This is a genomic window from Microbulbifer variabilis (assembly GCF_020524905.1).
Classification (GTDB): Bacteria; Pseudomonadota; Gammaproteobacteria; order Pseudomonadales; family Cellvibrionaceae; genus Microbulbifer; species Microbulbifer variabilis_A.
This window is the reverse complement of the sequence record NZ_JAIVKI010000011.1, coordinates 66300-92659: the sequence shown is the minus strand read 5'-3', so window position 1 is coordinate 92659 and position 26360 is coordinate 66300. Positions and strand designations below refer to the sequence as shown.

The 26360-nt window shown below is 47.5% G+C and carries 22 protein-coding genes, 1 pseudogene and 1 riboswitch; of the genes and pseudogenes, 9 read left to right on the top strand and 14 right to left on the bottom strand.

The genetic code is table 11. The features are described 5' to 3' along the window. Window positions 1–63: 63 nt before the first annotated feature. From LC073_RS13535 to LC073_RS13525, 3 genes are all read left to right on the top strand, one after another. The gene (locus LC073_RS13535) at window positions 64–219 is read left to right on the top strand and encodes a hypothetical protein (protein ID WP_226647778.1); all 156 of its coding nucleotides are present in this window, start codon (window positions 64–66) and stop codon (window positions 217–219) included. Between the two features lie 50 nt (window positions 220–269). Next, window positions 270–1124, top strand: a complete 855-nt coding sequence (locus LC073_RS13530) for a 3-keto-5-aminohexanoate cleavage protein (RefSeq protein ID WP_226647777.1) — start codon at window positions 270–272, stop codon at window positions 1122–1124. A 323-nt stretch (window positions 1125–1447) separates the two neighbouring features. Beyond that, window positions 1448–2920, top strand: a complete 1473-nt coding sequence (locus tag LC073_RS13525) for an alanine/glycine:cation symporter family protein (protein WP_226647776.1) — start codon at window positions 1448–1450, stop codon at window positions 2918–2920. A 65-nt stretch (window positions 2921–2985) separates the two neighbouring features. Here the strand turns inward: LC073_RS13525 and LC073_RS13520 are convergent, their stop codons facing one another. From LC073_RS13520 to LC073_RS13510, 3 genes are all read right to left on the bottom strand, one after another. Continuing rightward, window positions 2986–3360, bottom strand: coding sequence for a SirB2 family protein (locus LC073_RS13520; RefSeq protein WP_226647775.1), 375 nt, complete (start codon window positions 3358–3360; stop codon window positions 2986–2988). Window positions 3361–3648: 288 nt separating this feature from the next. Continuing rightward, window positions 3649–4521, bottom strand: a complete 873-nt coding sequence (locus tag LC073_RS13515; RefSeq protein ID WP_226647774.1) for a M91 family zinc metallopeptidase — start codon at window positions 4519–4521, stop codon at window positions 3649–3651. A 483-nt stretch (window positions 4522–5004) separates the two neighbouring features. Next, the gene (locus LC073_RS13510; protein ID WP_226647773.1) at window positions 5005–5310 is read right to left on the bottom strand and encodes a hypothetical protein; all 306 of its coding nucleotides are present in this window, start codon (window positions 5308–5310) and stop codon (window positions 5005–5007) included. Window positions 5311–5530: 220 nt separating this feature from the next. Between LC073_RS13510 and LC073_RS13505 the strand changes: the two genes are divergently transcribed. After that, entirely contained in the window at window positions 5531–6538 is a 1008-nt protein-coding gene (locus LC073_RS13505) for a zinc-dependent alcohol dehydrogenase family protein (protein WP_226647772.1), read from the top strand. A gap of 237 nt (window positions 6539–6775) precedes the next feature. On the opposite strand, the gene LC073_RS13500 is transcribed toward LC073_RS13505, so the two are convergent. Both LC073_RS13500 and LC073_RS13495 read right to left on the bottom strand, forming a co-directional pair. Then, complete coding sequence (locus tag LC073_RS13500; RefSeq protein WP_226647771.1) at window positions 6776–7603, bottom strand: hypothetical protein; 828 nt, start codon at window positions 7601–7603, stop codon at window positions 6776–6778. A gap of 2 nt (window positions 7604–7605) precedes the next feature. Continuing rightward, window positions 7606–8736, bottom strand: coding sequence for a hypothetical protein (locus tag LC073_RS13495; protein WP_226647770.1), 1131 nt, complete (start codon window positions 8734–8736; stop codon window positions 7606–7608). Window positions 8737–9732: 996 nt separating this feature from the next. On the opposite strand from LC073_RS13495, the gene LC073_RS13490 reads away from it, so the two are divergent. Beyond that, the gene (locus LC073_RS13490; RefSeq protein ID WP_226647769.1) at window positions 9733–11007 is read left to right on the top strand and encodes a hypothetical protein; all 1275 of its coding nucleotides are present in this window, start codon (window positions 9733–9735) and stop codon (window positions 11005–11007) included. 31 nt (window positions 11008–11038) lie between these two features. On the opposite strand, the gene LC073_RS13485 is transcribed toward LC073_RS13490, so the two are convergent. Continuing rightward, window positions 11039–11701 (bottom strand): class I SAM-dependent methyltransferase, encoded by a 663-nt coding sequence (locus LC073_RS13485; RefSeq protein ID WP_226647768.1) that lies wholly within the window; start codon window positions 11699–11701, stop codon window positions 11039–11041. A 405-nt stretch (window positions 11702–12106) separates the two neighbouring features. On the opposite strand from LC073_RS13485, the pseudogene LC073_RS21970 reads away from it, so the two are divergent. Both LC073_RS21970 and LC073_RS13475 read left to right on the top strand, forming a co-directional pair. Beyond that, window positions 12107–12349, top strand: a pseudogene (locus LC073_RS21970) (Hsp20/alpha crystallin family protein); the annotation flags it as partial. Window positions 12350–12634: 285 nt separating this feature from the next. Beyond that, entirely contained in the window at window positions 12635–15346 is a 2712-nt protein-coding gene (locus LC073_RS13475) for a putative Ig domain-containing protein (RefSeq protein ID WP_226647767.1), read from the top strand. A 93-nt stretch (window positions 15347–15439) separates the two neighbouring features. Here LC073_RS13475 and LC073_RS13470 read toward each other — a convergent pair whose 3' ends face one another. The 6 genes from LC073_RS13470 to LC073_RS13445 form a co-directional block, all read right to left on the bottom strand. Next, window positions 15440–15883, bottom strand: a complete 444-nt coding sequence (locus LC073_RS13470) for a YtoQ family protein (protein ID WP_226647766.1) — start codon at window positions 15881–15883, stop codon at window positions 15440–15442. 168 nt (window positions 15884–16051) lie between these two features. Further along, window positions 16052–16513 carry a nuclear transport factor 2 family protein gene (locus tag LC073_RS13465; RefSeq protein WP_226647765.1) on the bottom strand — a complete coding sequence of 154 codons (462 nt, stop codon included), beginning with the start codon at window positions 16511–16513 and terminating at the stop codon, window positions 16052–16054. A 115-nt stretch (window positions 16514–16628) separates the two neighbouring features. Next, window positions 16629–17504 carry a choline kinase family protein gene (locus tag LC073_RS13460; RefSeq protein WP_226647764.1) on the bottom strand — a complete coding sequence of 292 codons (876 nt, stop codon included), beginning with the start codon at window positions 17502–17504 and terminating at the stop codon, window positions 16629–16631. A 28-nt stretch (window positions 17505–17532) separates the two neighbouring features. Next, the gene (gene pnuC, locus LC073_RS13455; RefSeq protein ID WP_226647763.1) at window positions 17533–18198 is read right to left on the bottom strand and encodes a nicotinamide riboside transporter PnuC; all 666 of its coding nucleotides are present in this window, start codon (window positions 18196–18198) and stop codon (window positions 17533–17535) included. After that, complete coding sequence (locus LC073_RS13450) at window positions 18191–18454, bottom strand: hypothetical protein (protein WP_226647762.1); 264 nt, start codon at window positions 18452–18454, stop codon at window positions 18191–18193. Before LC073_RS13450 ends, pnuC begins: the two co-directional genes overlap by 8 nt. Window positions 18455–18606: 152 nt before the next feature. After that, the gene (locus tag LC073_RS13445) at window positions 18607–20784 is read right to left on the bottom strand and encodes a TonB-dependent receptor (RefSeq protein WP_226647761.1); all 2178 of its coding nucleotides are present in this window, start codon (window positions 20782–20784) and stop codon (window positions 18607–18609) included. Between the two features lie 57 nt (window positions 20785–20841). Then, window positions 20842–20958, bottom strand: a riboswitch (TPP riboswitch). A gap of 637 nt (window positions 20959–21595) precedes the next feature. Between LC073_RS13445 and LC073_RS13440 the strand changes: the two genes are divergently transcribed. Both LC073_RS13440 and LC073_RS13435 read left to right on the top strand, forming a co-directional pair. Further along, window positions 21596–22387: a DNA polymerase beta superfamily protein gene (locus LC073_RS13440; protein WP_226647760.1), complete on the top strand. Its 792-nt coding sequence runs from the start codon at window positions 21596–21598 to the stop codon at window positions 22385–22387. 261 nt (window positions 22388–22648) lie between these two features. Next, window positions 22649–23257, top strand: a complete 609-nt coding sequence (locus tag LC073_RS13435; RefSeq protein WP_226647759.1) for a hypothetical protein — start codon at window positions 22649–22651, stop codon at window positions 23255–23257. A 154-nt stretch (window positions 23258–23411) separates the two neighbouring features. Here the strand turns inward: LC073_RS13435 and LC073_RS13430 are convergent, their stop codons facing one another. Beyond that, entirely contained in the window at window positions 23412–23960 is a 549-nt protein-coding gene (locus LC073_RS13430) for a DUF934 domain-containing protein (RefSeq protein WP_226647758.1), read from the bottom strand. Further along, window positions 23944–25605 carry a nitrite/sulfite reductase gene (locus LC073_RS13425; RefSeq protein WP_226647757.1) on the bottom strand — a complete coding sequence of 554 codons (1662 nt, stop codon included), beginning with the start codon at window positions 25603–25605 and terminating at the stop codon, window positions 23944–23946. Before LC073_RS13425 ends, LC073_RS13430 begins: the two co-directional genes overlap by 17 nt. Window positions 25606–26360: the final 755 nt, after the last annotated feature.

Below are 26360 nucleotides of genomic sequence, written 5' to 3'. Positions count from 1 at the left end.
TTTTTTCGCATTTTGCCGGGCCTGTTTTGACGACACAAGTTGCCTTTTTACAGGTAGAGGCCTGTGTTAGTCTCTCGGGAACCAAGCAAGCGCTTGGTGCTGGGGGTTGATACCACCCCACAACAAACCCAAAGTATGGATGCGGCTCTGGGTATTTCGCGCATGGTTGAAGCGCAGGTACTGAGAGCATGGCAATCAGCGGAATTCGGCAAAGCTTAGTGCGCCGAATCTAAAGCGGCCCAAATAAAGATAATTCAGGAGAGCCTGCGATGTCCGATGAAGTGGTAATCACCTGCGCCCTAACCGGGGTGCTCACCAATCCGCAACAACATCCGGTTCCGGTAACGCCGGAAGAAATGGCAAATTCGGCTCGCGAGGCCTTTGATGCCGGGGCTTCGGTAATGCATGTGCACTTTCGGGTTCAGGAGCCGGGCAAGGGGCACCTACCCAGCTGGGACCCGCAAGTGGCGTTGGAGATAGCCGATGCCATCCGTGATAAGTGCCCCGGCGTACTTTTAAATTTCTCCACGGGCACTATTGGCCGGGACCAGCGCGGCCCGCTTGAGTGCTTGCGTGCCGGTAAGCCGGAAATCGCCGCCTGTAACGCTGGCAGTTTGAATTACTTGAAAGCCCGATCCAACGGCAGTTGGGCCTGGCCGCCGATGGTATTTGATAATCCGGTGGACAAAGTAGAGGAGCTGCTCGAGGTCTGCCGCGAAACAGGTACCAGGCCTGAGTTCGAGTGCTTTGATGTGGGTATCGTCCGTTCTGTAGGTATGTATGCCGATGTGGGTATGGTGGATAAACCCAACTATAACCTGGTGATGGGGGTGGCCTCTGGTATGCCTGCCGACCCGGAGTTGTTGGCATTGCTGCCTAAATACATGCATGCGGACAGCTTGTGGCAGAGCACGGTGATTGGGCGTGAGGAAATCTGGCCGGTGCATCGCAAGACCGCAGAATTGGGAGGCCATTTACGCACCGGGGTGGAGGACACCTTCTATTTGCCCGGTGGCGAGCGCGCCTCTGGCAATGGCCAGCTGATTGAGGCTTTGGCTGTGGTCGCTGAAGAGTGTGGTCGCAAGGTGGTCTCTCCAGAGCGGGCGCGGGAAATCTTCTGCTAGCGCATTATTCCATACACAAATTAGAGCGGCGCTATCGGTGTCGCCTAATTATCCCTCGGGAATTGTTTTCCTTCCGGTTCTCCACTGCTTTCTAGGGCTCAAAGTGAGTTTTGAGCGCCGTGTTTTCTTTTCTTTGGTCCTTGTAAGCCTGACTGGATTTCTCAGGTGCCAGCAAAGAAGGCATTTCTTTTCCTCGATGTCTGTACTTGGCCTGCATGGTTATCCACCAGTTAGCACTGCAGTGGCTGCTAGTCTTTAGTGGGAAAAGCCCTTTCCAGTCGTTGGCCGATCAATAAAAAACAGTCTGTAGTAGGGAGCAGTGAATGCAAGAGTTGTTGGACCGAATAATCAGGGCGATTGATTGGGCCAACCGGCTTTTGTGGGGGGGGATTGAAGGGGAGTGGTGGCTCGGTGTCCTGATTATAGCGCTGCTGCCCATTGGCCTTTACTTCTCTATCCGCAGCCGTTTTATCCAATTCCGTCACTTTGGCCATATGACCATGGTAATGGTGCGCGGTATCCACAAAGATCATCCGGGCTCAATTTCCGCTTTCCAGGCATTTGCCACCAGTGCCGCCGCTCGAATTGGCACCGGCAGCTTGGCGGGCGTTGCCGTGGCCATTACTGCTGGAGGGCCAGGGTCGGTTTTTTGGATGTGGATGGTGGCATGGCTCGGCATGGCTACCAGTATGGTCGAAAACACGCTTGCACAGGTTTACAAAGAGAAAGGGGAGCAGCCGGGAACCTTTCGAGGGGGGCCTGCGTACTACATCAATAAAGGCCTTGGTCCTAACTGGAAATGGCTCTCAATAAGTTTTTCCATCTTTTTGCTGATGTGCTACGGCTTTATTTTCAACTCTATTCAATCGAATGCCATGGCCACGGCCCTCAATGACGCCTGGGCAATCAACCCAATGTTGGTGGGGACTGTCGTGGCTGTGACTGCGGCCATTATTGTATTTGGAGGTATCCGCTCTATCGCTCGCTTTGCTGGAGTGGTGGTGCCTTTTATGGCTATCGCTTACTTAGCTGTGGCAATGGCGGTTCTACTGATGAATCTGGGGGACTTGCCCAAGATACTGGGCACGATCCTGAAAAATGCTTTCGGCCTGGAGCAGGCCGGTGCCGGAGCCCTGGGAGCGGTGGTTTCAAATGGGGTTAAACGTGGCCTCTTCGCCAATGAGGCAGGGCTTGGGTCTTCACCGAATGTTGGCGCGGCAGCAGATGTTAAGCATCCATTGGTACAGGGCTATGTGCAAATGGCCTCCGTTTTTTTGGATACCATTGTTATCTGCACCTGTACCGCGGCGATTATTTTAGTCGCTGATGTCTATATGGTGGGTAATGTGGAGGGGGTTAAGCTGGCTCAGGATTCCCTCGCCAGCGAGGTGGGTTCCTGGGGAAGTGGTTTTGTGGCTTTTGCACTGCTGTTCTTTGCCTTTACCTCGATTATTGGTAATTACTATTACGGTGAGACCAATATTTTTTATCTTTACCACACCCCCGTTTCTATCTTTTGTTACCGGATAATTTTTTTACTGTTTATCTTGCTTGGAGCCTGGGTTTCCTACAGTGGAAGTACTGAGAACTTTACCCTGCTTTGGCGGATGGCAGATGTCGCTATGGGGTTTATGGCTTCGACCAATATATTGGCTATTACCCTGCTTTCCGGTGTCGCCTTCAAAGTATTAGGGGATTATGAGGCACAACTTAACAGGGGGGTGAAAGAGCCAGTATTTGATGCCCGGAAATGCGACATTAAGGGGATAGACCACGAAGTGTGGGATCAAGATTAAGTGCACTGCCCGCAGAGCTGTGAGCACTGGCTTCGCGGGCAGGCAGAATAGAGAAAAAATCAATATTAGAGAACAGGCTTTTGAATTGCTAGATAGAGGATAAAACCAACTTGTACTATTGCCAAAACCGATGCAATCATACGGGTGCGCTGAGACGCAGACTGGCGAAGTGCGAAGAAACCGGCAATCACATAACCGAAAACCAGTGCGATCTTCACCGCGAGCCAATGAAAAACAGCCGGGTTCCAGCTACCAATAATAACCAGGGCTATAGCAGCAGATAACAGCAGAGTATCATTGGCGTGGGGCATCCAACGCAGGAAGGTCTTTCGCCAGTGCGTCTTACCAGAGAATTCCATTCCCATTCGCAGCAGAAAAAGAGAGATGCTAAGTACTGCAGCGGTGATATGGGTATGCTTAATTAGTGTGTAGGTAAACATCTTATACGGCTAATGAGTTAATTCAAATAAATGCAGTTCTTGGAAACGGTGTAAAAGGTCACGGTGTAAAAGGTCACTGGGTTTGCTAAGAGCGCAGTTCAAGTTGTTGCTGATGATAACGGCCCTTTGCAATTCTATGCAATAGTGAGGTAAGTGGAAGAACCCATCGCTTTGATTTTGTTGGTGGGGATTACTGATTCAGCAGAAGTTTAAAAGCGAAAGCCGGAAAAGTTTGCACATCCTTGTGCCGGGCTAGCCTGATTCATTCTTTTGATATTAACGGCTGGGTTAGTTCAAGTTGCCGATACGCCCATACTTCATCCTACGGGGAACATTGTGCTCGGCACGTATCATATTTTCATTGATGGCTAAAAGGTCATTGGGGACATTATTCTGGTCATCACTCAGGCCTACTGTGGCTATCTCTTCTTTCGCCTCCATAGACCCTCCAACCCAAATCCAACCTGCGGTTCTGGTTGTGATCATATTATTGAGATTGGACACTGTCGTATTGTTATATACGAGGTTGTTGCCACCATTGGTAACCCTGGCCATAAGCAGTCCATTACCTTGCTGACGGAATACACTATTCATGGGATTTTGCCTTTGGTCGGCAAGGTAGGTGGAATTGGTAGCGCCAGAGAGGTGCAGTCCACGGTTGCAGCGGTCGGCATGCACCAGTTCATGGGCCAGCGTAATATAGCTTGGGCAGTTGCCCATAACTACAGTTCCGGTATTGGTAAGATTGGCTGTTTGAAAAACATTGTTATTCCACATAACTACACCGCTGGCGCCAGTGCTCATCACTTTCGCCATAAAGCCCTGGTCGGCACTTATCAAGGGAATATAATTCTTGAATCCACTCCAGATCTGGTCTTTCAGCCATTTATCGGGCCTGAATCCCAGCGAATGATGTTCGGTAATTCGTGTATCGTGGCGGCTGGCAATCAGGCGTCTTACCAGTGTTGTGCTGTTGGCCCTGAGTCCAGCAGCAGTCAGAATCCCCGCGCCTTCACTCACTCGTAACACATTGCGACCACCGGTACGATATTTCTCGGATGTGTAGGCAAGAGCAGTGCCAACTCCGCCTAACAGGGTGTTAAGCGCCGTTCTCACCTGGGTAATAAAGACGATGTTATTTGAATCAATACAGAGTCCCATTTTTATTCTCCTTATACTTCATGGCAGATCTTGAAATAAGAGTTTTTTGGTGTGGAAAAATTGGGAATGAAAATTCCCATTGTGAATTTTCTGAGGGAGTGAGGGGTATCCGTTTCAGAGCAGAGGCCAAAAGCAGGAAGGGGATTGAGAGCTCTATATGCCCAGTTATCCCACCACTCTGATCGGAAAAACGATCCTGCTTCTGGAGCAGAAAATACAGCTTAGCCAGTACTTCCATTGATAATTGACCAAGAGAAAGACTTATTTGGCACTTTTTCAAACCTTACTAACATTTGGTACAAGTTGCCATACTTTTATAAAACTTTACTTTTATTCAAAAAATATTTGCTTAGTGCTGGGTTTTCTTATTGTTGGTTGATGTTTTTGTGGGCAGGGTGGTCGGTTTAGGGGGGCGATACTGTAGGCGTAATACTTGATCAGGTTGGGGCGAGTTCCTTGTTCAATAAAATTTTCCTAAAGATTTTATTCCTCTGCAAAGTGCTGCATCTTGGTATTGCCTCGGTTTTCGTTGAGTGTGCTTTCTAGGTTGTAATTTTTAATTGAAGCTAAGTCTGTGATCTTGGGGAGGTTGATAGAAGCGGTGGATAATATTTTACATTTTAAATGTGAGGGGCAAGCAAAGATATAGTGGGACAGAGGAGTTAATTTTAATTTCACTCGATGCAAATGCTTGTTAGTCAGCTTGCCTTCCGTAATTGCTCCAGGTTTACAAAATGCTCTTGTGGCATCTCCCTCTCTTACATAATGATCCTGAATTAATGGCGTCATGTCACTAACAAAAACATGACATATATTAATAAAAGTAGCCTTTGTCTAGGCTGAAGTGAAACTTACAGATAACTTTGAACGGTTGCCTCAGGTTATCTGTGCCCGATTGATATTCTTGAACTCTCTCTCATGTTAAGTAGACTTAACCGCTTCGACTGGCCGTGAAACAGAGATTGTTTACGGTTAAGTGAATACAAGGCTTATTAAAGGATAAGGTGACATGCTAAAGGCAGAATATCATGAGCGCGGCCCAGTACCCCAAGATGTGATTGAGGCGGTTTCATTTAGTGAGCCGGAGCTGAAAGAGGGGCAAGTATTGTTGGAAATGCTGGCCACACCCATTAACCCCTCAGATGTACTCACACTGACAGGTGAATACGGCATGTTGCCGCCTTTGCCTGCCGTCGGTGGGAATGAGGGAGTTGCCAAGGTCGTCAAGCATGGTCCAAATGTGTTGGCGCCGGAAATAGGTCAAACCGTCTTGTTACCTGTTGGCAGTGGCACCTGGGCTAGCCATATGGTGGCGGATGCCAAAGGGCTTATCCCTCTGCCAAATGAGGTAGATCCCATACAGCTCTCTATGATCACTATTAACCCCCCCACGGCTTACCTCTTGCTCAGTGAGTTTGTCGACCTGAAAGAAGGGGATTGGGTGATTCAAAACGCAGCAAACTCTGCGGTGGGAACCTATCTGACCAGCTTGGCAAAAGCTCGCGGACTTAAGGTAGTCAATGTTGTGCGCAGATCCTCACTGATCGAGCCTATGCTGGAAGCCGGTGCCGATGTGGTGCTGGTGGATGGTGAGCAGGAAGGGCAGAGCCTTGCTAAAAGGGTTAAAGCTGCAACCGGAGGTGCTGAGATTCGCTTGGGCATAGATGCCGTCGGGGGAATGGCTACTGCTAGATTGGGCGAGACCCTTAGTGAAGGCGCCACGCTGGTAAACTATGGCGCTCTGAGTGGTGAGCCCTGTCTCCTCGCGCCAGGAGTGATTATCTTTAAAGATATTACCGTACGTGGATTCTGGCTGGCCAAGTGGTTTGCTAATGCTTCCCCAGAGCGACAGCGGGAAGTTTTTGGAACGATTACCAAGTTGGTCGCTGAAGGTAAGTTGGCAGCACCGGTACATGCTACTTACCCCCTTAGTGATGTGAAGGAAGCAGTTAAAGTCGCTGCGGCAGGTGAGCGCAATGGCAAGGTTCTTTTAATTGGTGAGTCGCTGAACGTTTAAATCACGAACATTTGGCTGGTCGTAAAAGCGCCCACTTACCTGTTGGTGCCCTTTGGGGGCACCATACAACAGGAATTGAGACAGTAGCTCAAAAACCTTAGGCTATCCAAACTTTGCTTCCTAGCCAGCTGGTTAAGATCTCTTCGAAGAAATCAAGAATCTATAAAGTATAGCTTTCGAAATGAATAATGTGTAAATATGCAATCTGAGCTAAGAAAGTCCGCTAAATAAAATAGTTTACCAGCTGCTCAGATCTTCTGTGCCCTCTCCCCAGGAGCTAGTAGTCTCCCGCTCTATAGTACCGGTAACAACCTGGCTGCCTTCTTCCATTTTGGAAAGCTCCAGGTTATCCATAAAGTCCCACAAAGGAGATTTGCTAATGTGCAGGGCTTTTTCGCTGGGAATATGATATGGAGGCCAGAACTGGCTGGGGATATATTTAATATATAAAAGATGCTTGTCTGACAGGTTGGTATATAGGTTGAAGCACCAATTTACGCCTCGGTTACCATCAATTATTTCATACCAGTTCCTTCCTTTGACCTTGTAGTTAACAATTTCGTCTAAATTCCAGGCACTAAAGCGATCCTCATGCCCCGATTTTAGCAGGCGATCTAGAGAATCCTTATGTTTTGTAAATATAAATTGCTTTAACTGGTTGTGATCAGAGAGGTCGAAGACTCCAGATTTGGATGGGTCCCGTATTTGGATCACTCGGATCTCAAAGCTAGCGGTGCCAACAATCCATACATCATCAGATCCCACATCTACACTGCAGCCGACATTGATTGAGTGAAATTCCAACCAAATGTAGGGGCTTTCATTGCCCCAAAGTGGCTGTCCACCATAGAACCTTGGATAGCTATCTTCTTTGTCGATTGGTGTAGTGTATGGAACATAATGATTGCCTCCATAAATATGCTTTACTAACTTTCCTGTAAAAGATAGGTGCCAATCGCCTAAGTCGTAATGGTGTACGGGTTGCGTATCAAAGGGTAGCCAGTAAATATCGTCAAGTTGCTCAATAATAGGGTGGCTTAAGTCAAGTGAATCTACCTTAGCCATACTTAACCCCATCCATCTTTGAAGTTTCTTGCAAATTTTATAGCCGCATCTGCAAAAGTACGATTATTATCAAGGCTATTAATATATTTGTTTTGATAATAATTGCTGCTCCCCTGTATCATTTTGTCAAACTTAGTCCAGGAGGCGTCAATTTTCTGTAGACCGGTTGTAGCGCTATTGCCATCCTTCACTTGATGCACTTTACTGGCTATATCATCTAGGCTATGCCTGTAACTGGTCTTTTTCGTCTGTGCACCTACTTTTTCAACTTCCTGCACCAAAAGTCCAATATTTTCTCGTGGGTTGACAAAATAAAAACAATGCTGTTGTAGCCTTTTTCCTCCAGCTATCTGGCTAAACTCCTTCAAGGTACGGTGAAGCATCTTGGCACCCTCTCCGAAAACATACCAATGATGCTTTAAGGTTTCATCTCTCTCATCCCAAGGTAGCGATTTATATAGCAGGCGGGCAAGCTCTCGAGGTCCTGCGTCCGGCCCAGAGAGTTTCTGAGCCGATGTTTTCCATACACCAAGCTCATCGACGAGATAGCTTGGTGCATAGTAGAGTGAAAAACAGTTGTTTAGTTGCTTTTGGTCCGCATTTCCTGTGCTCTTTAAGTAGCTACCATATTCTTTAGCGGTAGACAACGCATCATATTTAGTACCATCAAAGAAGGCGCCAATTGCCCCTATTGCTGTAGGAATAATATCGTCTTTAATCGAGTTCAGCTTCCAATTTTCACCCTCAAATTCTGATTGGTAAAATCCTGCCGGTAGAGATTTACCGTCTGAACTTCCGTTGGCTCGCTTGAGCTCAGTGATATAAACACCAGGACCTCTATTATGACTATTGCTCTCTTGATACACGATATAGGTAACCTGTACAGTTCCTATATATTCGCGATGTTCAAAGCCGTTACTTTGGTTGCTGTCAGAGGTAATCCCGGCAGTGGGACCCTTGAGCAGATTCATTTGGTTTGCCGTTTTTATGCCTGCCTCCGAATTGAGATCGATCAAATCAATAAACCGGGGAAGTAATTTGGGATCGATAAAGACAGGCTTTCCATTTTGTCCTTTAGTTTTTTCGTGGAAAAAGATAAAGTGTGTATAGTCCGTATTGTGAGGGTTAGCCATATATTCTCATCCCTGATAATTGTTCATCTTAGCGCTTAGGCGCTAAATCCATTACGCGATCTTATCATAAAATGATCTGATACCCGCCAGTCTTTACTATCGCCCATGAGGGTTTTTGTGTGATTTGCTTCACATGGGGAAAACCTGGTACGCATGTAATATTTTGGGTTGTGGGTGACAAGTTGAATGCCTTGCTTAAGTGTAAGTGGCTGTAATTTTTATTGTTGAGAGTAACCTTGACATAGTTATTTGGGAGGGGGTTGGTTTTGGGTTTGTTAGGTTATGCTTATTGTTTAAAGTCTTAATTTCTCGTCTTCTTGGTAATTTTTTTGTGGTGTTGTGGTGCGTACTTTTTTTGTTTCGAAAATAGTTGCTGTTATTTTTTGTGTGGAGAATCTACTGTAAACAATTGCTTGCCACTTAATCCAAGTTCTATTCCTTTCATGTAGCCGGTTTTATGGAAAATATGAGAGCGTCTATTAAGATGGTGCTCATCTGTGAAGTTACTGCCCTGTTTTTTGGTTGGTTTGCAAATCCGAGGCTTGAATTTATTTTTTCTGTTAAAATACAAATTCTGTTTTTATTTGGCTTGTTAAATTGAGATTCTAATAAAATAATAAACTAGTTTGGCCGGTTAAACGCAGGGTAGTCTTAACCTGCTTGCCGGTGCGGTTCAAAATATGGATTTACGTACAGATCAGTTGTGCGGCTTGCAGGGGTTGCCACTATTATTATTTATATGACGCTCATATAGTCTAATTAAGAATATGCTACTGGAAATTTGTTTTCCTTTTTGCATAAATTATGGGCTTTAATTTCTGGTGTTTCTAACCGGTCAGTCAGGTTTGATTCGGCTCTATGAATTGATTATCGGTTTGGTTAATATCTAAGAGCTCTGACTTGGGGTCCGCGGTCTTTTGTAGGGCAAAATAAAAATAAATATTAACAATAATGTCACGATAGTGACACAGGTATATCATGATAAGAAAAAACCAAATGGCCCAAGTGTCATCTTTTGGGCGGTTAGTGATTTTCATAACAGGCCTGCTTCTGGCTTCAGTTGTTAAATCGACTACCACTCAGGGTGTGATGCAATTATCCCTACAAGAACAGTTGGATAAAGATGTACCTTTCAACCATTCCCAGTGGGTGGGTACCCACAACTCCTATAATGCGCGTGAGTGGGATAGCGCCTATTGGGCTGATCCCAATCAGGATATATCGATCTATGACCAGCTAAACTCCGGGGTGCGAGAGCTTACCTTAGATGTCGGTGATTACGGAACATTCCTTGGAGAAAACCAATTACGGTTATGTCATGGTATCTGTGCTGGTGGTGAAAAGAAATTTCGCAGGGGGTTGGAAAGCATTGTTCGGTGGTTGGAGGAGGGAAATCTTCAGTCAGTGATAATGCTAAAGCTTGAAATTAACTCCGATCATTATGGCCAGATAGCAGACCAGTTACGTGGTGAGTTGGGCAACTATCTTTATGAAGCTAATCGCTCAGGTGGGGGCTCGAATAGCTGTGTGGGTTTGCCGGTGGATTCTATAAGCAAGCAGGATGTGTTGGATGCCGGAAAGAATGTAATTGCTATTAATACAGATTCCGTATGTCCGCAGTCCGAAAGGTTTAGGTCAGTGGTTCATTTGGGCCTGCAATATAGGAATTTCTATAAGGATAAATTTAGCAAGCCGTCTGATTCTAACGCCTGTGAGCTGATAACATCTGATGTTAGGAAGCAAATGACTCGGCTGCATGATCCAAGCACCCTCTATGGTATTGGTAGCGGTGGTAAAGGGCCGCAAGACAAAGAAATTACCGAATCCAATGTGAGTGGCTACCTCTCCTGTGGCCTCAACATTTTTGAGATGTTCTGGTTCAATGGCGGTGGTAGTGCGGGGCACCTTGAGCCTGACGATTTGCTCTGGTCTTGGGAAAGCACAGAGCCTAATAACTGGCGTGGAAATGAGAATTGTGCTGTTTCTAAGGCTAATGGCCGTTTTAATGATGTCCCTTGCCTGAATAGTTATCATTTTGCCTGTCGTGATAGAAGCGATTGGAAAGTTACTTTCACTGAGGCTGATTGGTCCCAAGGAGAGGCCGCTTGTGCTTATGAGTATCCGGGATCTGTTTTTGATGTTCCCTACAATGGTTATGACAATGCGCGCCTTATGAAGGCCAAGAGTGCGGCCGGAATTTCTGTGGTTTGGTTGGCTTACCATGACCAAAACAAGGAAGGTGTATGGCTGCGAGGCTCTAAAAAACAATAAGATTGTTTATTTTCAACAATTGGGGCTGTGATTACTTTTTATTCTTTGCCATAAAAAGTGCAACGCAGCCCTGTATTCTAATAGAGTGTTCAGAAAACCTACTTTGTAAAAATTCTTCTAAATCTTCCTTGCAGTCTTGGGTGTTAGAGAATATTCCCTTCTTATTGTAAAAGGCCATCAATTTTTTGGCGATAGCACTTTTGTGTACCCCCTCATGTAATAGTGTAGAGCCGAAGACGATGCCGTGATCTGAAAGTAGTGTATTAAGGTGGTCGATCGCTATAAGCTTTTCTGAAAGTCTGCCCGGCAAGCAGTGGAACAAATAGTTGAGAGAAATGGAGTCAAAAGGCTCGACATTGCTAGGCATTTCATCGAGAACATTTGTGCGAAACTTTATAGGCTTATATCTTGCCACTCGTTTGGCGGAAACATCTAAACAGTTCGGGTTCAAATCCATAAGTCCAAGCCTAACCTGAGAAGATGGGAAGCGACAATTATCCATAAAGTAGCCGGTCCCAACACCCACATCCAAATGGTTTGCACTGGTGTATTGATTGAATTGTTCAAGGATTGTTGGGGTTGGACAGTGCCAGATATAACGATTTGACAAATAAAGCACCCAAAAATCATAGAGCCATAAATGTGCCTTGGAATATACGGCTTGGCCTTGCCACACCTCTTTGCTAATCGTCACGATGCCCTCCAGGATAATTAATGGGATAACTTGTGATGGGCTCATCACAAATTGGTTTAGAGTTCACTCTGGTCAAATCTTTTATCTGTAAACCTTAACGCTTCTATCAGGCAGGGTCAGAGTGGCGTTAAAGTTATCTCGACTTCTCCTGAGTAGGTTCTTTGAGTTTACTCATCAACGTTATGCCTTTGTGTTTTTTAATGACAGTATCTATAGTCTGAATTTAGCGCCATTTTTATTCGGCTTATATTCTCATGGCTATACTAGCTTGCGTCCATACCAACCCTTGATAGATTAATTAACTCCAATTCGAGAATGCAATATATGAAGAGATCAGTACGCTAGCCGCCCTTTTTCGAAGAAGAGGGGGGTGAGTGAACGCCATAGGTTGATACGGCTGAAGAAGATGCTCGTTTTCTTGTAAAGGCGGATGTTCCTGAATTCGATCCTGGTGATATTGATATTACTCTGGATAACGGCAATCTTTTGATCCGGGGTGAGCGTAAATGGAATCATGAGATCAAAAAAGATAAGTCTATAGGTGCTAAGTGTGCCAGAGGAATGCATTGTAGACGCTACTACCTTCTTGGGGCTGTCGATCCAGAGAATATTTCTGCCAAAGTTAAAAAGATGGTGTTTGAACGGTAAGTATCGATAAGCGTGAGGTTTATAAACCTAAAAAGTTACTATTCAGTAATTGCCTGCATGTAGTCTGGCGATGGCTGTTGATTTTCGATGGATTTAGTTCCTATTTGCAACGGTCCAGCAACAATTGCTTATCTCTTTACCTCTTAGATTTGAGTTCCACTTTTTTTACTTTCATATCTAGGGCTGGTTTTTATCTGCATTACTGGTTAATGCTCAGTACCTGGCTGTTAGGTTGCTAGTGCATTTAACTGAAATTTTTAAATTTTGTGAGTTGTTGAGGAACAGATGATTTTACTTAGATCTTATATTGGATATATTTGTCTTGTCCTAGTGGCTAATTTTTCTTTTTTGAGTCCTCCGCTGCATGCAAGGTATTTTGTTATAGATGAAGATAAGCAGTCTGTATTTGGTGAGCAGACCTTTACTTTGATTGAGCACCCAACTTCTGATGAATCTTTTAGTCAGCCGAGCTATACACAAATTTCCATGGCTCCGGGAGATACGGAGTATGTTTACGCCGCCACATTAACTCATGGGGTAATTGCCTATCGCTACCAGGTAGCAGACAAAGTGGAAGGAGGGTTCGAGGATGATTTCTTGACTGCCGTATCTGGGTCTGTGTTTGAGAGCACCCGAAATCCCCTTAACGGGAACTGTAATGAGGGCAACCCAGGCCGGTCTCCAGGAGATAGTTGCCATGGTGCGATTGGTATGGCTTTTCACTATGACCCCAATGCGATCAATTCACAAACGGGCCTTCCTGGAAAGGTCTTTATGTACCTAGCCCCTACCGTGGTCTTACACAATAGTGGTGGCAGTAACTTCTTTCAGAATATTATCCGGCTCAGTGATGATGATGGGGATCGTATTTGGGGAGAAACCCAGGCCGAGGGGAATGCAGTTGATGAGGTGCGCCAAGTTATTGCCGAGTCCATAAGTGTCGCCCATCACCAAATCCAACACTTGCATGTCAGTGGTAACTCTCTCTTTATTTCTCTGGGGTCAAGAGGTGATACGCAAACCAATGAGCATGCTTATACGGCAGCCGTTTTATTTATTGAAAATCTACTGAAGCTGGAAGATACCGCAAGTTCAAATATTGCTTGGTTCGATATTGGAGGTGATTTGGACCCTGACAGTTTTGGTAGTCATGCTGAATATCTATCGGCACTGCGTCAGGAACATGACCGTGATATTCAGGTGTTTACCAGCGAGGATACCGGGAAGATACGTAGCTACGCCCAGGGATTACGCAATCCATTTGGATTGGCTGCAGATTCTCAAGGAAGCTTGTATACCACAATGCATGCAGTAAATGATGCTTCTTCAATCAATTTCCGCTGTCCTAACCCTACTGCCGAGGATGGGACCCCAAGGGATCAATTTTATCAGCTGATACGGGGAACCGATTATGGTTGCCCTAAGCGGAATAGTACTGTGGGTGACTGGCGTGATGAACAAAGTGGGGAGCCGAATGTGATTGTGGCTCAGTCGCTGGGACTGATAGAGCCAGACCCCTCTCAACAAGGGAGGCCTGTTTTAATGCTTGAATATAACGGAGAAAAGATACCTCCCAGTGGAATTGATTTTGTGACGGCGGCTGGAAGCTATTTTCAGAGTGTAGTTATGGGGAGTTGGAGTGAACAAAATGCGGTATTTCTATTAAATCAATCAGGAGGTATCTGGTCACTGGACCGATTAATTTCCTCCGGTCCACATCAACCTCAAGACACTAAGTTTTTAAATGGGATACTTGATGTCTTTTCTGATAACAATGGGGATTTGTTAATGGCCTCTCATCGGGGGGAGAGAGGAGGGCTTGTTGGTTCGGGCATTTGGTATGTGGATATTGAAGATGCTTTAGTTGCTAACCAAGCTCCAGTTTTTATAGATGCTTCTATAAAAGATCATACAGTACAGGTGGGCGATTCATTTTACTTTTTTCCTTCCTGGCATGACGGAGACGAGCAGGATACGGTCAATATGACCTTTTCAGTTGTTAATGCGCCAGAATGGTTGGTAATCGATAGCAGAACGGGCGAAATTTCTGGTACGCCCTCTTGTTCGGACTTGGGAATCACTAACGGTATACATTTTGAAATATCGGATGGCATCGCAACGAATAACTCCAAAGTATTTTCGATGGTAGTTGAGGGAACACAGTGCGGCTTAAAAATGGAGCATGGCGTTTTAACGAATGTCACTAGCAACTGGCAAACGGTTACGCTTGAAAACCACTATGACAATATGGTCGTAGTCGCAACACCAGTTTATACCTCTGTTCATGTGGCAACGGTACCACGGATACGTAATGCACAAGGTAATACCTTTCAGGTAATGGCTCAGGATGTCAGGGGTAACGGTAGTACCGTATCGGTGTCTCTAACTTATATTGTGGTGGAGCAAGGGATTTATACGGAACAGGAGCATGGAGTTAAAATGGAAGCGCAACGAGTGACTTCCGGCCTTACAGGGCAAAAGGGAAACTGGGAAGCCGAGGATCGGCAAATGCTTAATGCAGAGGATTATGTAGAACCGGTGGTTATAGGACAGGTAATGACCTATAACGATAGCAATTTTTCTCATTTCTGGAGTGCCAGTGAGTCAGGTATTAAAGATCTGGGGTTGCCCGTTGAAACGGCATTTGTTGCTGGAAAGGGGATCAGTACCAATTCGGGAAGCCGTTTGAATGAGCAGCTTGGCCTGATTGTTGTTGAAGCAGGTACTTATGTAGTTTCCGGTGTGCAGTTCACGGCAGCGGTAGGGCCGGATCTCATAGAAGGCATGCTTAATAGCGGAGAGTCTTTGTATCCAACGGCAGTGGGTAGCCATGCTATTGCCTCAATTATGGGCGTTGATGGTCGTGATGGTGGTTGGCTAGTGTTGAATGGAGACCCTGGAAGCCCGACGGGTTCGCTTTCATTAAAAGTGGATGAAAGTGGAACCGGAAGAAAACATGGTTCCGCGGAAAGAGCCGGGTATATCCTTTTCCATTAAGGATTTGTCCATTAAATACCGGTACAAATAGGCTGGGATACTGATATTTCATAAGCCACCGCCGCCATTGGCTGGCGGTGGCAATACAGGAGATTAGGCTTGGGTAGAGAGGTATTTCAGAATGTCGACTATTTGTGCTGGGTTCTGGGCCCAGGCCTGCGCAGAACCATCGACCTCTTTCAGGGCGTGAACCAGAGATTCATCATGCAGGGTAATATAAGGTTTCCCTAGGGCCGCACAGTAGCCTGCATCGAATGCAGCGTTCCACTGCTTGTACTTCTCACCAAAGCGAATAATGGCCAGGTCACAGCTCTCAATCGAGTGTTTGATGCGAATGGCATTGACTTTGGCCGACTTATGATCCCGCCAGAAGGAGTTGGACTCCTGGCCAAGACCATCTCCGGCAGCGTCACTGGCATCGTGATTGGTAACTGCGGATGAGAAGGTGATGTCCAATCCTTGTTTCTTGCAACCCTCGATGATTTGGGTTCTCCAGTCAGAATGAATTTCACCGGAAAGGTACACTCTTAGCTTCATAAAGCCGCCTCCTAGGGTAATAAACGCTTTGCATCGTATTGTTGCTGCATATTTTACATGATGCCATGGGGAGGAGGGAAAGGCGCTGGGGTGGTACTGGCGGTGATCCTTACAATGGATAATGGGCGGGCCGTTAGGCCTGCCCACTCGAACTGGCTTTTCTTTGCCTTAGAGCTTTTGCTGGATAAAAGTAACCTTATCGGGAGTTTTACCCGTTGGCAGCCTAGTGGAATGCATTTGGGTGAGCAACCAGTTCCCATCTACCTTCGCCAGTACTGCACTTTCAAGCCAGATAACCTCCTCGCTGTTGTTTTTCTGGGTAAAGTTGGCTTTGTTCCAGTAATTCACAGTGAGTAAATCACCTTGCTGCTCGTAGTTGATGATGCTGAAGTAATTCGTTCTGGTATAGCTAGAAGGCTTAACCACTTTAACCAGATCCTCTATGGTCCAGACTTCGCCGTGCTCCAATAGAATAAAGGAATCGGTAACTGTACTTCTCATTGCCTGATGATCAAACTTCGACATAGCCGCGAAAAGCTTGTCGATAGTGTTGAATGCTTCCGGTCTCTTCTCGGCATGGCTACTGGCTGTCGCAAATAGTAGTAAAAAGATAAAGAACGTTCTGGCCATAACAGGTATCTCCCTATACTCGTTGGTGTTGATGGTAATCCGTGCAGGATTGCAACGATTATATATTTGTAGAGCAATAACCAGTCAATGCTGGTTTGTAAAGGGTATTCCTTAATTAGCGATCGGGAGTGGACGCGGCTAATGTTAATAAAGCTTGGCACTGAGTGATAATGGCGCTTGAATCACAGGGTTCTTTTTTGGCACTCCACTGCAGAGCATGCCAAAGTACACATAGGTATTTATAAATTAACCGCCAGTGGTGCAGGCGCCACCAGTCATTATTGACTGGTGTTCTTTGAAGATAAATAGCCAGTAATTGTTGCTGCTGTGCTGTGGATAGATGGTGTTCTTCGACCAGTGCGGCAAGGTCATAAAACCGATCCCCCATGGAGGCATATTCCCAATCGATCGCGATAAGCTGCCCGCTACTGCTTGTAATTAGGTTTTCTTTGGTCAGGTCGTTGTGGCAAAGGCAGGGGTTATCATGAATAGCCTTTGTTGCGTTAATACTAGTTGATACTTCATCGCTTAACTGTTCCAGAAGTGGATAGAAATCGGCTTGAGTATCAATTGATGACCAGTAGTAGTCTATTTTCAGTTCAATATCGAGTTGACTGTTTATTGCCGGGAGAGCGTGAATATTACGGAGCAGCTTGGCAAGTCGTTCCAAGGCGCCAGGGGTCTCTGTGCGCCAGGGCTGGCCCTGGATAAATCCTGTTACCAAATATTGGTATTGAGGATCACAATAAATAAGGGGCGCGCAGAGCCTGGCATGACTGGCTCTGCTGAGGACTTGGGCTTCAGCTGCCCGGTTCAGGTCCAGCGCCTGGCTGAGAGGGGAGTTATGGCGTACAACCAGAAGCACCTCCCCTGATGAGACTAGATAGGTTCTATTGGTTTGCCCACCTGCCAAAGCTCGTATAAAACTTGGCCTGGACTGGCTCCACTGATGCCAGTCGCAAGGAATAATGTCATTCTGAGTATCGCTCATAGGCACTGGGGGCTAGATCACATCGCTGTTAAGCGTTGGAAACTTGGCCGCTCTTTGCTGGGGCAAACCGGGTTTGCTCAGCTTGATTCTGCCTGTTATAGATGGATTTCCATTGGAAAAAACCAATAACAACCAACACCACGTAGAGCAAAAACAACAGCGCGGTGAGGTAGAGTCCTCTATCCAGGTAGAGATAGATAGAGACTCCATCCACCACAATCCAGTAGATCCAGTTTTCCAAGACCTTGCGTGTCACCATATAGGTGGTTACCACGGCTCCCAGGGTGGTGAAGGAATCAAGATAGGGTAGGGCGGCGCTGGTAAAGTTATCCAGCAGATAACCGAATATCAGGGTTAGTATGGCAACTCCACTGAACATTATTAAGTGGGTTTGCAGTCCCCACCGGTGAATCTTAAGATCTTTGTTTTTATCCCTGTGGTGGCGCCATTGCCACCAGCCATAGACAGCCATGACTAGATAGAAAACCTGAAGTGCCGACTCCATCAGTAGGCTGACATCCCAGAATAAAACCAAATAGATTGCGGTACTGGCAAATGCAGCATACCAGCAGCTGATTTTCTCTCGCATCGCCAGCAACAGGTAGGCGAGGGCCAGAATAACTGCTGCAACTTCCCACAGGGACATGGCCGCAATTGAGGTGCGAATAATTTCAAGAAACTCGGGGTCAAGCATGGGGTTCTGCCGGAGCTAGGTCGCCATCGATAAATTTACAAACAAAAATGGCGCGTCCAAACTGTTCGTAGGATTTACGCATTTCTATTTTTAGGATATCCATTAGTAAATCATACTCACCAAATACCTGAGTACTCATGGTGTTGGTGATCACTCTCAGGCCTGAATGGCTATTCAGGCGTTCAATAAAAACTTGAATACTAGGGATGTATTCATCTTTTAGTGGGTACATGCTGATTTCTACAGAGAGTTGCATAGATTTTCTCGTTATCCGCAGAGAGCCTAGTGGCAACGATTCTTCATTCTTCGCTACCTAACCAGATTAAGCCCGTGAATAGCAGGTACGCTATGTATCTAATATTTCACGGGCAGTTATCGGAGTTTGTCGGCTACATTACCGGTGATTTGTTAGAAAGTATAAGTACCGGTTACCCCGGCAATACGTGGTTCACCTTGTTGATAGTAAGGCTCCGGAGCATAGTCATTAGCTGGATTATTGCCATATTCATTGCTGAAATAGAAACCCCTGGTGTAGTAGTCCTCGTCGGTCAGGTTTCTGCCCCACAGGGAGATTTCCCAGCTGTCAGCCCGGTAGGTGAGGCGGGCGTTGAGCAATTCGTAGGCAGTGGATTTTTCATTGTGGCTATTGGAGAAGTAAAACTCATCCTTGCCTTCCAATTCCAGGCGCAGTACCCAGTGGGCACTGAGATCAATCTCGGTGCCAGTGAAGAACTGATAGTTTGGTGCATGAGCTACATCACGCCCATCCAGATTTACCGGTAGTACTGTACCGGTTTTATCGTCCTTCTCCGTATCTACGTGGGTGCTACTAATAAAGTCCTCAAACTCGGCGTTTAGCCAGCCTGCGGAGGCGAAGAGGCGTACAGCTTCAGTCGCTTGGAAATTTATTTCCGCCTCAAAGCCGAAAGTTTTACCACCTGCGGCGTTGCCCAGGTACTCCCTAAACTTTTTACTCTCTGGGTTAAAAAGTGATTGTTTGGCTTGGACGTCGTTGCGGTCCTGGTAGAAGGCCGCTAACTGGGCCTGTAAACGGTTATCCAGCCAATTGCCTTTTGCCCCAAGTTCGTAGTTAAGTAAATGCTCTGTATCAAACTCGAACATCTCACGGTAAGTTTCTACATTACCCGCGAACTCTGCGATGATTGCCCCGTTTACACCCCCTGCCTTATAGCCTCGTGAAACGGTGGCGTACAATAAAGTGTCTTCGGAATAATGATATTCCAGGGTTATATTTCCCCCCCACAAGTCCTCACTGCTATCTGCCTTGGTGGTATAGGAATCAAAATAATCTGCACTACGCCTTTCCAGACGAAGCCCGCTAATCAGGTTGAGGGTGTCGCTCAGTGTGGTGCTCAGCTGCCCATAAACTGCGCTGTTTTTGGTATCAAACTCACTGCTAAAAAAGCTGTATTCAGTGATTGTGCCTTCAGTTGCTCCTGAAACCTGTAGGAGGTCTTCTTGTTCATGGCGATGATAAACCCCCAGTACCCAGCTAGTGCGCCCCGCAAAGAGTTTGGAGGTCTCGGTGGAGAGGAGGCGCAGATCCAGGCTGGTATTGTCTTTGTCCCGCTGGTAATTATCGGTTTGACTGTAACCCCAGGGATGAAAACCAATATAACTCCAGTCTTCATCGTATCCGTACTCGGTATCGGAGTTGGCGAGGCTTAGGGTGGCTTCAAGAGTGAAATTTTCGTTACCCGACCACTGCCCAGTTATAGCGCCTGCCCAGGTTTCCTGCTGGTCCCGACCGGGCTTGTCGGAGAGGGTTTCGCGGGTATTGTATAAAGAGAAGGCATCGTAGCCGTTATCGGCATCAAGGTAGAAGAGTGTCAGGCCAAGTTGTAAGTCATCATTGAGTGAGTAAGCCAGTTTGCCACGCAGCACGGACTCATCAATATTGTTTGTGTCATCGCGGCCCAGGTACTGGTTTTCCATATAGCCATCGGACTTTCGTTCGCTGGCGGCAACACGGAAGCCAAGCTGCTCGGTCAGGCTGCCGCTGCCAATGGCAGAGAGGCTGCGGCCACCATATTCACTCAGTTCGGCAGAGACCTTGCCTGTAGTTTCTAAAGTGGGTGCGGCGCTGCGCATGTTGACCAGGCCCGCCAGGGCATTAGCACCATACAGGGTGCCTTGAGGGCCGCGGAGGATCTCTACCTGTTCGATATCCAGGGTGCTGGCAGCCAGACCAAGACCAGTAAAGTCGATCCCATCAATGACCAAGCCTACGGAAGGATTTACTGGGTCGATAAACTGGCTGCGCTCACCAATACCGCGAATCTGAATAAAGCGTCCCCGTGAAGCGCCAGTAGAGAAGTTGACATTTGGTGCCATATTCAATAGTTGGTCCAAGTTACCAGCACCTCGCGCCTCAATACTGCTTGCGTCCATCACACTGACGCTGCTTGGTAGATCGAGCAGGTTGGTATCGCGCAGTTGAGCCGTCACTACCACCTCTTCAAGCCCCCTGTTCATGGGCTCTGCAGCTAAAACCAATCCACTAGGCGAGCCCGCAACAAGGCCGATGGATAAAGCAATCGGGTGGATTGTGAACAGTTTCTTCATGGTTCTCTCTCGGATCAACACTAATGAAAGAGACCCGGAGCGCGACGAGGGGAGGGCTTTGGCATGCCTACCTATTCCTACGCCGGTATTAACCGGATCAGGTTCAAGGGTTTGCTTCAACAGATCTTCTTGATCTCGCAGCATCTCAGGCCTTGGCCACCCCTTAGGTTTTTGCGGGCGCGATGATAGCAGATGTTTCGCTCATTATGGGAAGAAGGCACTCTATCCTTCGAGCTTGGGTTTCTATGGGACGTTTTGGGTATTGGTAGCGGTGTTATAGGGATTGGAGAGGCGTGATAGGCAGCGTTCCTCCTTGTTATTCTCTTTCCTCCAAAGCTCGGGTTAATGTAGAGGGGAAGTTTCTGCATAGAAGAATATTAAATATAATTTCAGGTCGCTGGGGTGGGGCTCTAGCTAGGTTTTAGTTTAGATTTAGAGGTTGATGTAAAAATGAAAAATTGCCCTGGTTGTAATGAAAAGCCCATATCTTTGATTGGCTGGTGTAGTGGCATCAACTCGATACAGTGCGCCTGTAAAAGTTGCGGTGCGGTCTTGTCGGCGAATCTTGTGACTTGGGGAGTGCTGATTGCCATTGTTGTCGCGATGTGCGCAGTGGCTTATGTTTCATTGGTTCACTTCGATGTGCATTTTAAACAGGATCGCTGGTTGTTAATGGGTTTGATCTCTATTCCAGTTCTTATTGGGTCATTGCTGGGATACTTGGTTGGTGGCTATAAGGTAAAGGGAAGGAGCCTCCAGTGAACGGTTTAGTTTTACTTCTCTACAGTGGCAAATTGATAGATAGCATTCTATGGAATTGGTGATACAGGATAGATTAAGAACACTTGAGGCGGAGAAAGGCATAGAGATTTTATATGCCTGTGAATCTGGCAGCCGGGCATGGGGCTTTGAGTCACCAGATAGTGACTGGGATGTACGTTTTATTTACAAGCGAGATCTTAACCACTATCTGACTCTTGGAAACCCAAGGGATGTTGTGGAGGTGCCCTTTGATAAAGCACTGGGTGATGAGCTTGATCTGGTTGGCTGGGATATTAGCAAAGCATTGGGTTTGTTGCGGGGAAGTAACCCGACATTGATTGAATGGTTGTTCTCTCCAAAAGTTTATCTTAGTCAGCAAGAGGTTTTGGATGAACTTCGCAGCCTTGCCAAAAAATGCTGGCAACCACGAGCCTTGGCGCACCATTATATAAGTATGGGATTTAATTGTTACTCAAAATTTGCTCGAAACAATAATGAGGGTTCCAAAGAAATTCAAGTCAAAAAACTGCTTTATGTAATGCGTTCTATCCTAAGTGCACTTTACATAAAAAGATTTATGGCTATTCCCCCGGTCGATTTTTTGCAGATGTGCGAAGAGTTGCTGGCGAACGCACAAGAGGAATGGTTGCTGCAGTTGATATCCAGTTTGATTGAGAAGAAGAAAGGGCTGGATGAAGGCAGTCTTGTCGTTCTGGATGCTCGCCTTGATAACTGGATTCAAGAAAATTTGGGCCATGGGGTGGCCAACTCAATTGAGGAGCGACCAAAGCTGGATATAACGGATTTTGATAGGCTTTTTCATCGGGTTCTAGGTGTTTAATATTGGGTGACGTATCTAACGTTAAGTATTGATCCATAGTTTGTGCTCGGTGAAAGTGTCTGAAATATAGAGGTTTTTCGTCGAGCGCTCATTGCATATCTCTATTCAGAGCTTAGCCTGGCCAGGGAAAACTCCTTACGAGGCATCTTTTAACACGTATTATTCATAAGTTGTTCATGCTGCTTTCAATATTCTATTAAGTGATGTTTGGGGCTAGAGCGCCCCTATTAATCTTAATCACTTCATGGAAGGAAGCATCTAATGACTGAGGAAGAAAAAAGAGAGAGAGCTAGAGGGCGCTGGAGGCACCTGCGCTCCACTTTGGCAACGCTAGGACTTTTAGGCCGCTCAAGAGGGGCAAAAATGGTAGCCACTCCTTATTGGCCGGAAGTTCATCATCCCAACCATCAGGCGACCCATGGCCGCAATGGCAATGTCCGTTATCTCTCCGATCGGGACAGGCTGAAACACCGCGTAACATTTACAGGAAACACGTTGGTTATTCCTCCGCAAAGAAGGTTTGAGCTGGGTATCCTGCAAAATACTGCGGGAAACATTATTTATGTTGTGGATTCACAGCGAAATTTTTATGTCGGAAGAAAAAATTTAGGTCACTTTCATCATTCCTCATTTATGGCTGGTGGTCCGGTCTTGGGTGCAGGAACTATTGTACTGGGTGCCGGCTATCAAATACTCGAGGTCAATAACCACAGTGGCCACTATCGGCCGGGTGCTCGGGAATTAAAGCGGGTGGCACTTGCCATTAGTACACTCGGTGGGGATTTAAATCAGATACCATTTCGTGTATCGGGGGCGGGGCCTGATGTTGTTTATGGTAATGGGTTGGCGCTTCTGGATGCGGCGGTTTAAATAATTGAGGGCAGTAGTTTCTTTGAGAGGAGAAGGTGCTAGTTTGAGAGCGGGTTGAAGTGGGGCTTTGACGTCGGGTATTGGCATGAAGAGTGGCAGGGGAATAGTGTGCCCTGGTCAATGAAGGCAGGGCACACTTAACGTGGCGTAGGCTTTAGAAGCGTCTGCGGAACATCGGCAGAGGTTGATCCACGCCAGATTGATAGCTATCCCCGAAATCGTGTAAGGACTCTTTCAGGATGGTGAGAGGCTGCTCGCCTTCGAAAGCGTAGGCATTAAAGCCGCAGCGCTGAAGGTAAGTGAGCTGGTCACGCATAAAGCCGCCCACCGCGCGCAGCTCTCCTTTGAAGCCAAAGCGTTCGCGAAGTAAACGACCGGCAGAAAATCCGCGGCCGTCGGCGAAGGCGGGGAAGTGAATGGCAATCAAGGGTAAATTTGCGGCTTCGCTGCCGATAAGCTCTGCACCTTCGTCACTATCTAGCCAGACGCCCACTTCAGCACTGCGCTTGGCCAGGGCCTCCCGGTGTGCCTGCCACTGACGCAACGGCAGTATCACTTTGCCGGGGGGCAGGGCGTTTATATCAAACGTTTCCCCTTCTTCCAGCTGCGGCAGTATCTTCCACTCATTAGTGGCCACTTCACCGTTGAGAATTAACTCGGTGGGGTTGCCCGGCTGTGGGCCCAGCTTAATTGGCTTTGGCATAGACTCTCTCCTTGAAGGGCTGCAGGCCGATGCGGTTGTAGGTATCGATAAAGGGCTCTTCGGCCTGGCGTTGCTCGACGTAGAGATCGAGGATCTTGCCGATTACTTCGGGAACTTCAGCCCGTGAGAAGCTGGGGCCCAGTACCTTGGCCAAGCTGGCTTCGTTGGAGGCGCTGCCGCCCAGCTGGATCTGGTAGAACTCTTCGCCCTTCTTGTCCACGCCGAGGATACCGATATGGCCCACATGGTGGTGGCCACAGGCATTCATACAGCCGGAAATATTCAGGTTCAAATCGCCCAGGTCGTAGAGGTAGTCCATATCGTCGAACCGACGCTGGATCGCTTCGGCAACTGGGATCGACTTAGCGTTGGCCAGGGAGCAGTAATCGCCACCAGGGCAGCAGATCATATCGGTAAGGGTGCCGATATTCGGCGTGGCAAAGCCGTGTTTGCGCGCCTGTTGCCACAGCTCGTAAAGCTGGCCCTGTTCCACATCGGCCAGTACCACATTTTGATCGTGGGTAGCGCGAGCTTCGCCAAAGCTAAAGGCATCGGCGAGATCGGCAATGGCCTCCAGCTGTCGGTCGGTGACATCACCGGGGGGCACACCGGTAGGTTTGGTGGAGAGCTTGATGGCGCGGTAACCGGGTACCCGGTGAGGGTAGGTGTTGCGATCCAACCAGCGTGCGAAAGCCTTGTCGCTATCGGCCTGTTGCTGTAGGGCAGCTTCACTGGCGGCGCCATCAAAGGTCTTGTAGTCGGGCGCGGTGAAGAAGGATTTGGCCCACTGCAGAGCTTCTGGGGTCAATTTCTCTACCCCGTCTTTAATGTGCTGCCACTCTTCTTCCACACGGCGACCAAATTCTTCGGGGCCGAGGGCTTTCACCAGAATCTTGATGCGCGCCTTGTACTTGTTGTCGCGGCGGCCCAGCTGGTTGTACACGCGCACAATCGCTTCCAGGTAGGAGAGCAGATCTTCTTCCGGCAGGAAGTCGCGGATCGTCTCGGCAATAACCGGTGTGCGGCCCTGGCCGCCGCCAACCAGCACCTGGAATCCAATTTCCTCGCCGTGCTTCACAATCTGCACGCCGATGTCGTGTACACGAATCGCGGCGCGGTCCTGCTCCGAGCCACTCACCGCGATCTTGAACTTGCGCGGCAGAAAGGCGAATTCCGGGTGGAAGGTAGACCACTGGCGAATCAGTTCGCAGTAGGGACGCGGGTCGGCAATCTCGTCGAGAGCAATACCCGCATAAGGGTCAGAGGTGGTGTTGCGAATACAGTTGCCGCTGGTTTGAACCGCGTGCATTTCCACTTCGGCCAGCTCGGCCAGAATAGCGGGTACATCTTCCAGTTGGGGCCAGTTGTACTGCAGGTTCTGACGCGTGGTGAAATGCGCGTATCCTTTGTCATAGTCCCGGCTGACACGCGCGAGACGACGCAGCTGGCTGCTGTTGAGCAGGCCGTAGGGCACGGCGATGCGCAACATGGGGGCCAGTCGCTGAATATAGAGGCCATTTTGCAGGCGCAGTGGCAGGAATTGTTCCTCACTCAACTCGCCGGCGAGGTAACGTTCCGTCTGGCCGCGGAACTGGACAACGCGATCGTTGATGATGGCGCGATCCCGGTCGTCGTATCGATACATAACAGCTTGATTCCATTGCCTTTGTGCGCGGATGGTGGAGAAAGGGGCAAGCCCCGGACAGTTCTCCGCTGGCGCCTAACATACCAGTAGGCTTATGCAATAAATAACAATATTTTCCGCTATGTCTGTAACCAACAGTTATAAGCAGGTCGCTGTTGAGTTGTTGGCTTGCGGAGCTGCAGGTAAGTGCTTTCCCTTTACACTGATCACATTTGATTGCGGCCGTCTCTGTTGAGTATAGAGACATCACTTTTCTGGAAGGTGGCTAGGGTATCTCGCGTGAAACCCAGGGATACCACTGGGGGTGAGTGCGCCGGGGTACCCACCTGATAGTCTTTGATAATGGGCATTTGCTATAGAAGCCGTTGACAATAAGTTTCTAAGGGGAGTAGTTCACTCACAAATGCCGGTTTTGGATTACTGTGAATCTGATCTTGTTGGCCAGGAAGCTATGATGGCGCCTCGCTGGGGATCACACTACAAGTGATTCCCCAGCGTATTCACTGTGAAAGTAATTCCCTCCTCGCTGGCAGGGAGAGAATTAATATGAAATTGACGCAGCTGAGCCGCGCTTGTAAGAGCGTAGATTATGAGTACACCTTCGCCCCTGATTTGAGATTCCAGCACACGCGGGCCCCTTAACAATGCGTACCAAACCGGAGTGCTGTGTGAGGGCCACTCATGGGATTCTTGCAGGGTGGTATGCTGATAATGCTAGGGATCCTCTGAAAAATCAGCCTTTAGCCTTGCATCAG

Bases quoted from the DNA above. Each gene is read 5' to 3' on its own strand.
- LC073_RS13530 (WP_226647777.1), top strand. From the start codon at position 270: ATGTCCGATGAAGTGGTAATCACCTGCGCCCTAACCGGGGTGCTCACC.
- LC073_RS13525 (WP_226647776.1), top strand. From the start codon at position 1,448: ATGCAAGAGTTGTTGGACCGAATAATCAGGGCGATTGATTGGGCCAAC.
- LC073_RS13520 (WP_226647775.1), bottom strand. From the start codon at position 3,360: ATGTTTACCTACACACTAATTAAGCATACCCATATCACCGCTGCAGTA.
- LC073_RS13515 (WP_226647774.1), bottom strand. From the start codon at position 4,521: ATGGGACTCTGTATTGATTCAAATAACATCGTCTTTATTACCCAGGTG.
- LC073_RS13510 (WP_226647773.1), bottom strand. From the start codon at position 5,310: ATGACGCCATTAATTCAGGATCATTATGTAAGAGAGGGAGATGCCACA.
- LC073_RS13505 (WP_226647772.1), top strand. From the start codon at position 5,531: ATGCTAAAGGCAGAATATCATGAGCGCGGCCCAGTACCCCAAGATGTG.
- LC073_RS13500 (WP_226647771.1), bottom strand. From the start codon at position 7,603: ATGGCTAAGGTAGATTCACTTGACTTAAGCCACCCTATTATTGAGCAA.
- LC073_RS13495 (WP_226647770.1), bottom strand. From the start codon at position 8,736: ATGGCTAACCCTCACAATACGGACTATACACACTTTATCTTTTTCCAC.
- LC073_RS13490 (WP_226647769.1), top strand. From the start codon at position 9,733: ATGGCCCAAGTGTCATCTTTTGGGCGGTTAGTGATTTTCATAACAGGC.
- LC073_RS13475 (WP_226647767.1), top strand. From the start codon at position 12,635: ATGATTTTACTTAGATCTTATATTGGATATATTTGTCTTGTCCTAGTG.
- LC073_RS13470 (WP_226647766.1), bottom strand. From the start codon at position 15,883: ATGAAGCTAAGAGTGTACCTTTCCGGTGAAATTCATTCTGACTGGAGA.
- LC073_RS13465 (WP_226647765.1), bottom strand. From the start codon at position 16,513: ATGGCCAGAACGTTCTTTATCTTTTTACTACTATTTGCGACAGCCAGT.
- LC073_RS13460 (WP_226647764.1), bottom strand. From the start codon at position 17,504: ATGAGCGATACTCAGAATGACATTATTCCTTGCGACTGGCATCAGTGG.
- pnuC (WP_226647763.1), bottom strand. From the start codon at position 18,198: ATGCTTGACCCCGAGTTTCTTGAAATTATTCGCACCTCAATTGCGGCC.
- LC073_RS13450 (WP_226647762.1), bottom strand. From the start codon at position 18,454: ATGCAACTCTCTGTAGAAATCAGCATGTACCCACTAAAAGATGAATAC.
- LC073_RS13445 (WP_226647761.1), bottom strand. From the start codon at position 20,784: ATGAAGAAACTGTTCACAATCCACCCGATTGCTTTATCCATCGGCCTT.
- LC073_RS13440 (WP_226647760.1), top strand. From the start codon at position 21,596: ATGGAATTGGTGATACAGGATAGATTAAGAACACTTGAGGCGGAGAAA.
- LC073_RS13435 (WP_226647759.1), top strand. From the start codon at position 22,649: ATGACTGAGGAAGAAAAAAGAGAGAGAGCTAGAGGGCGCTGGAGGCAC.
- LC073_RS13430 (WP_226647758.1), bottom strand. From the start codon at position 23,960: ATGCCAAAGCCAATTAAGCTGGGCCCACAGCCGGGCAACCCCACCGAG.
- LC073_RS13425 (WP_226647757.1), bottom strand. From the start codon at position 25,605: ATGTATCGATACGACGACCGGGATCGCGCCATCATCAACGATCGCGTT.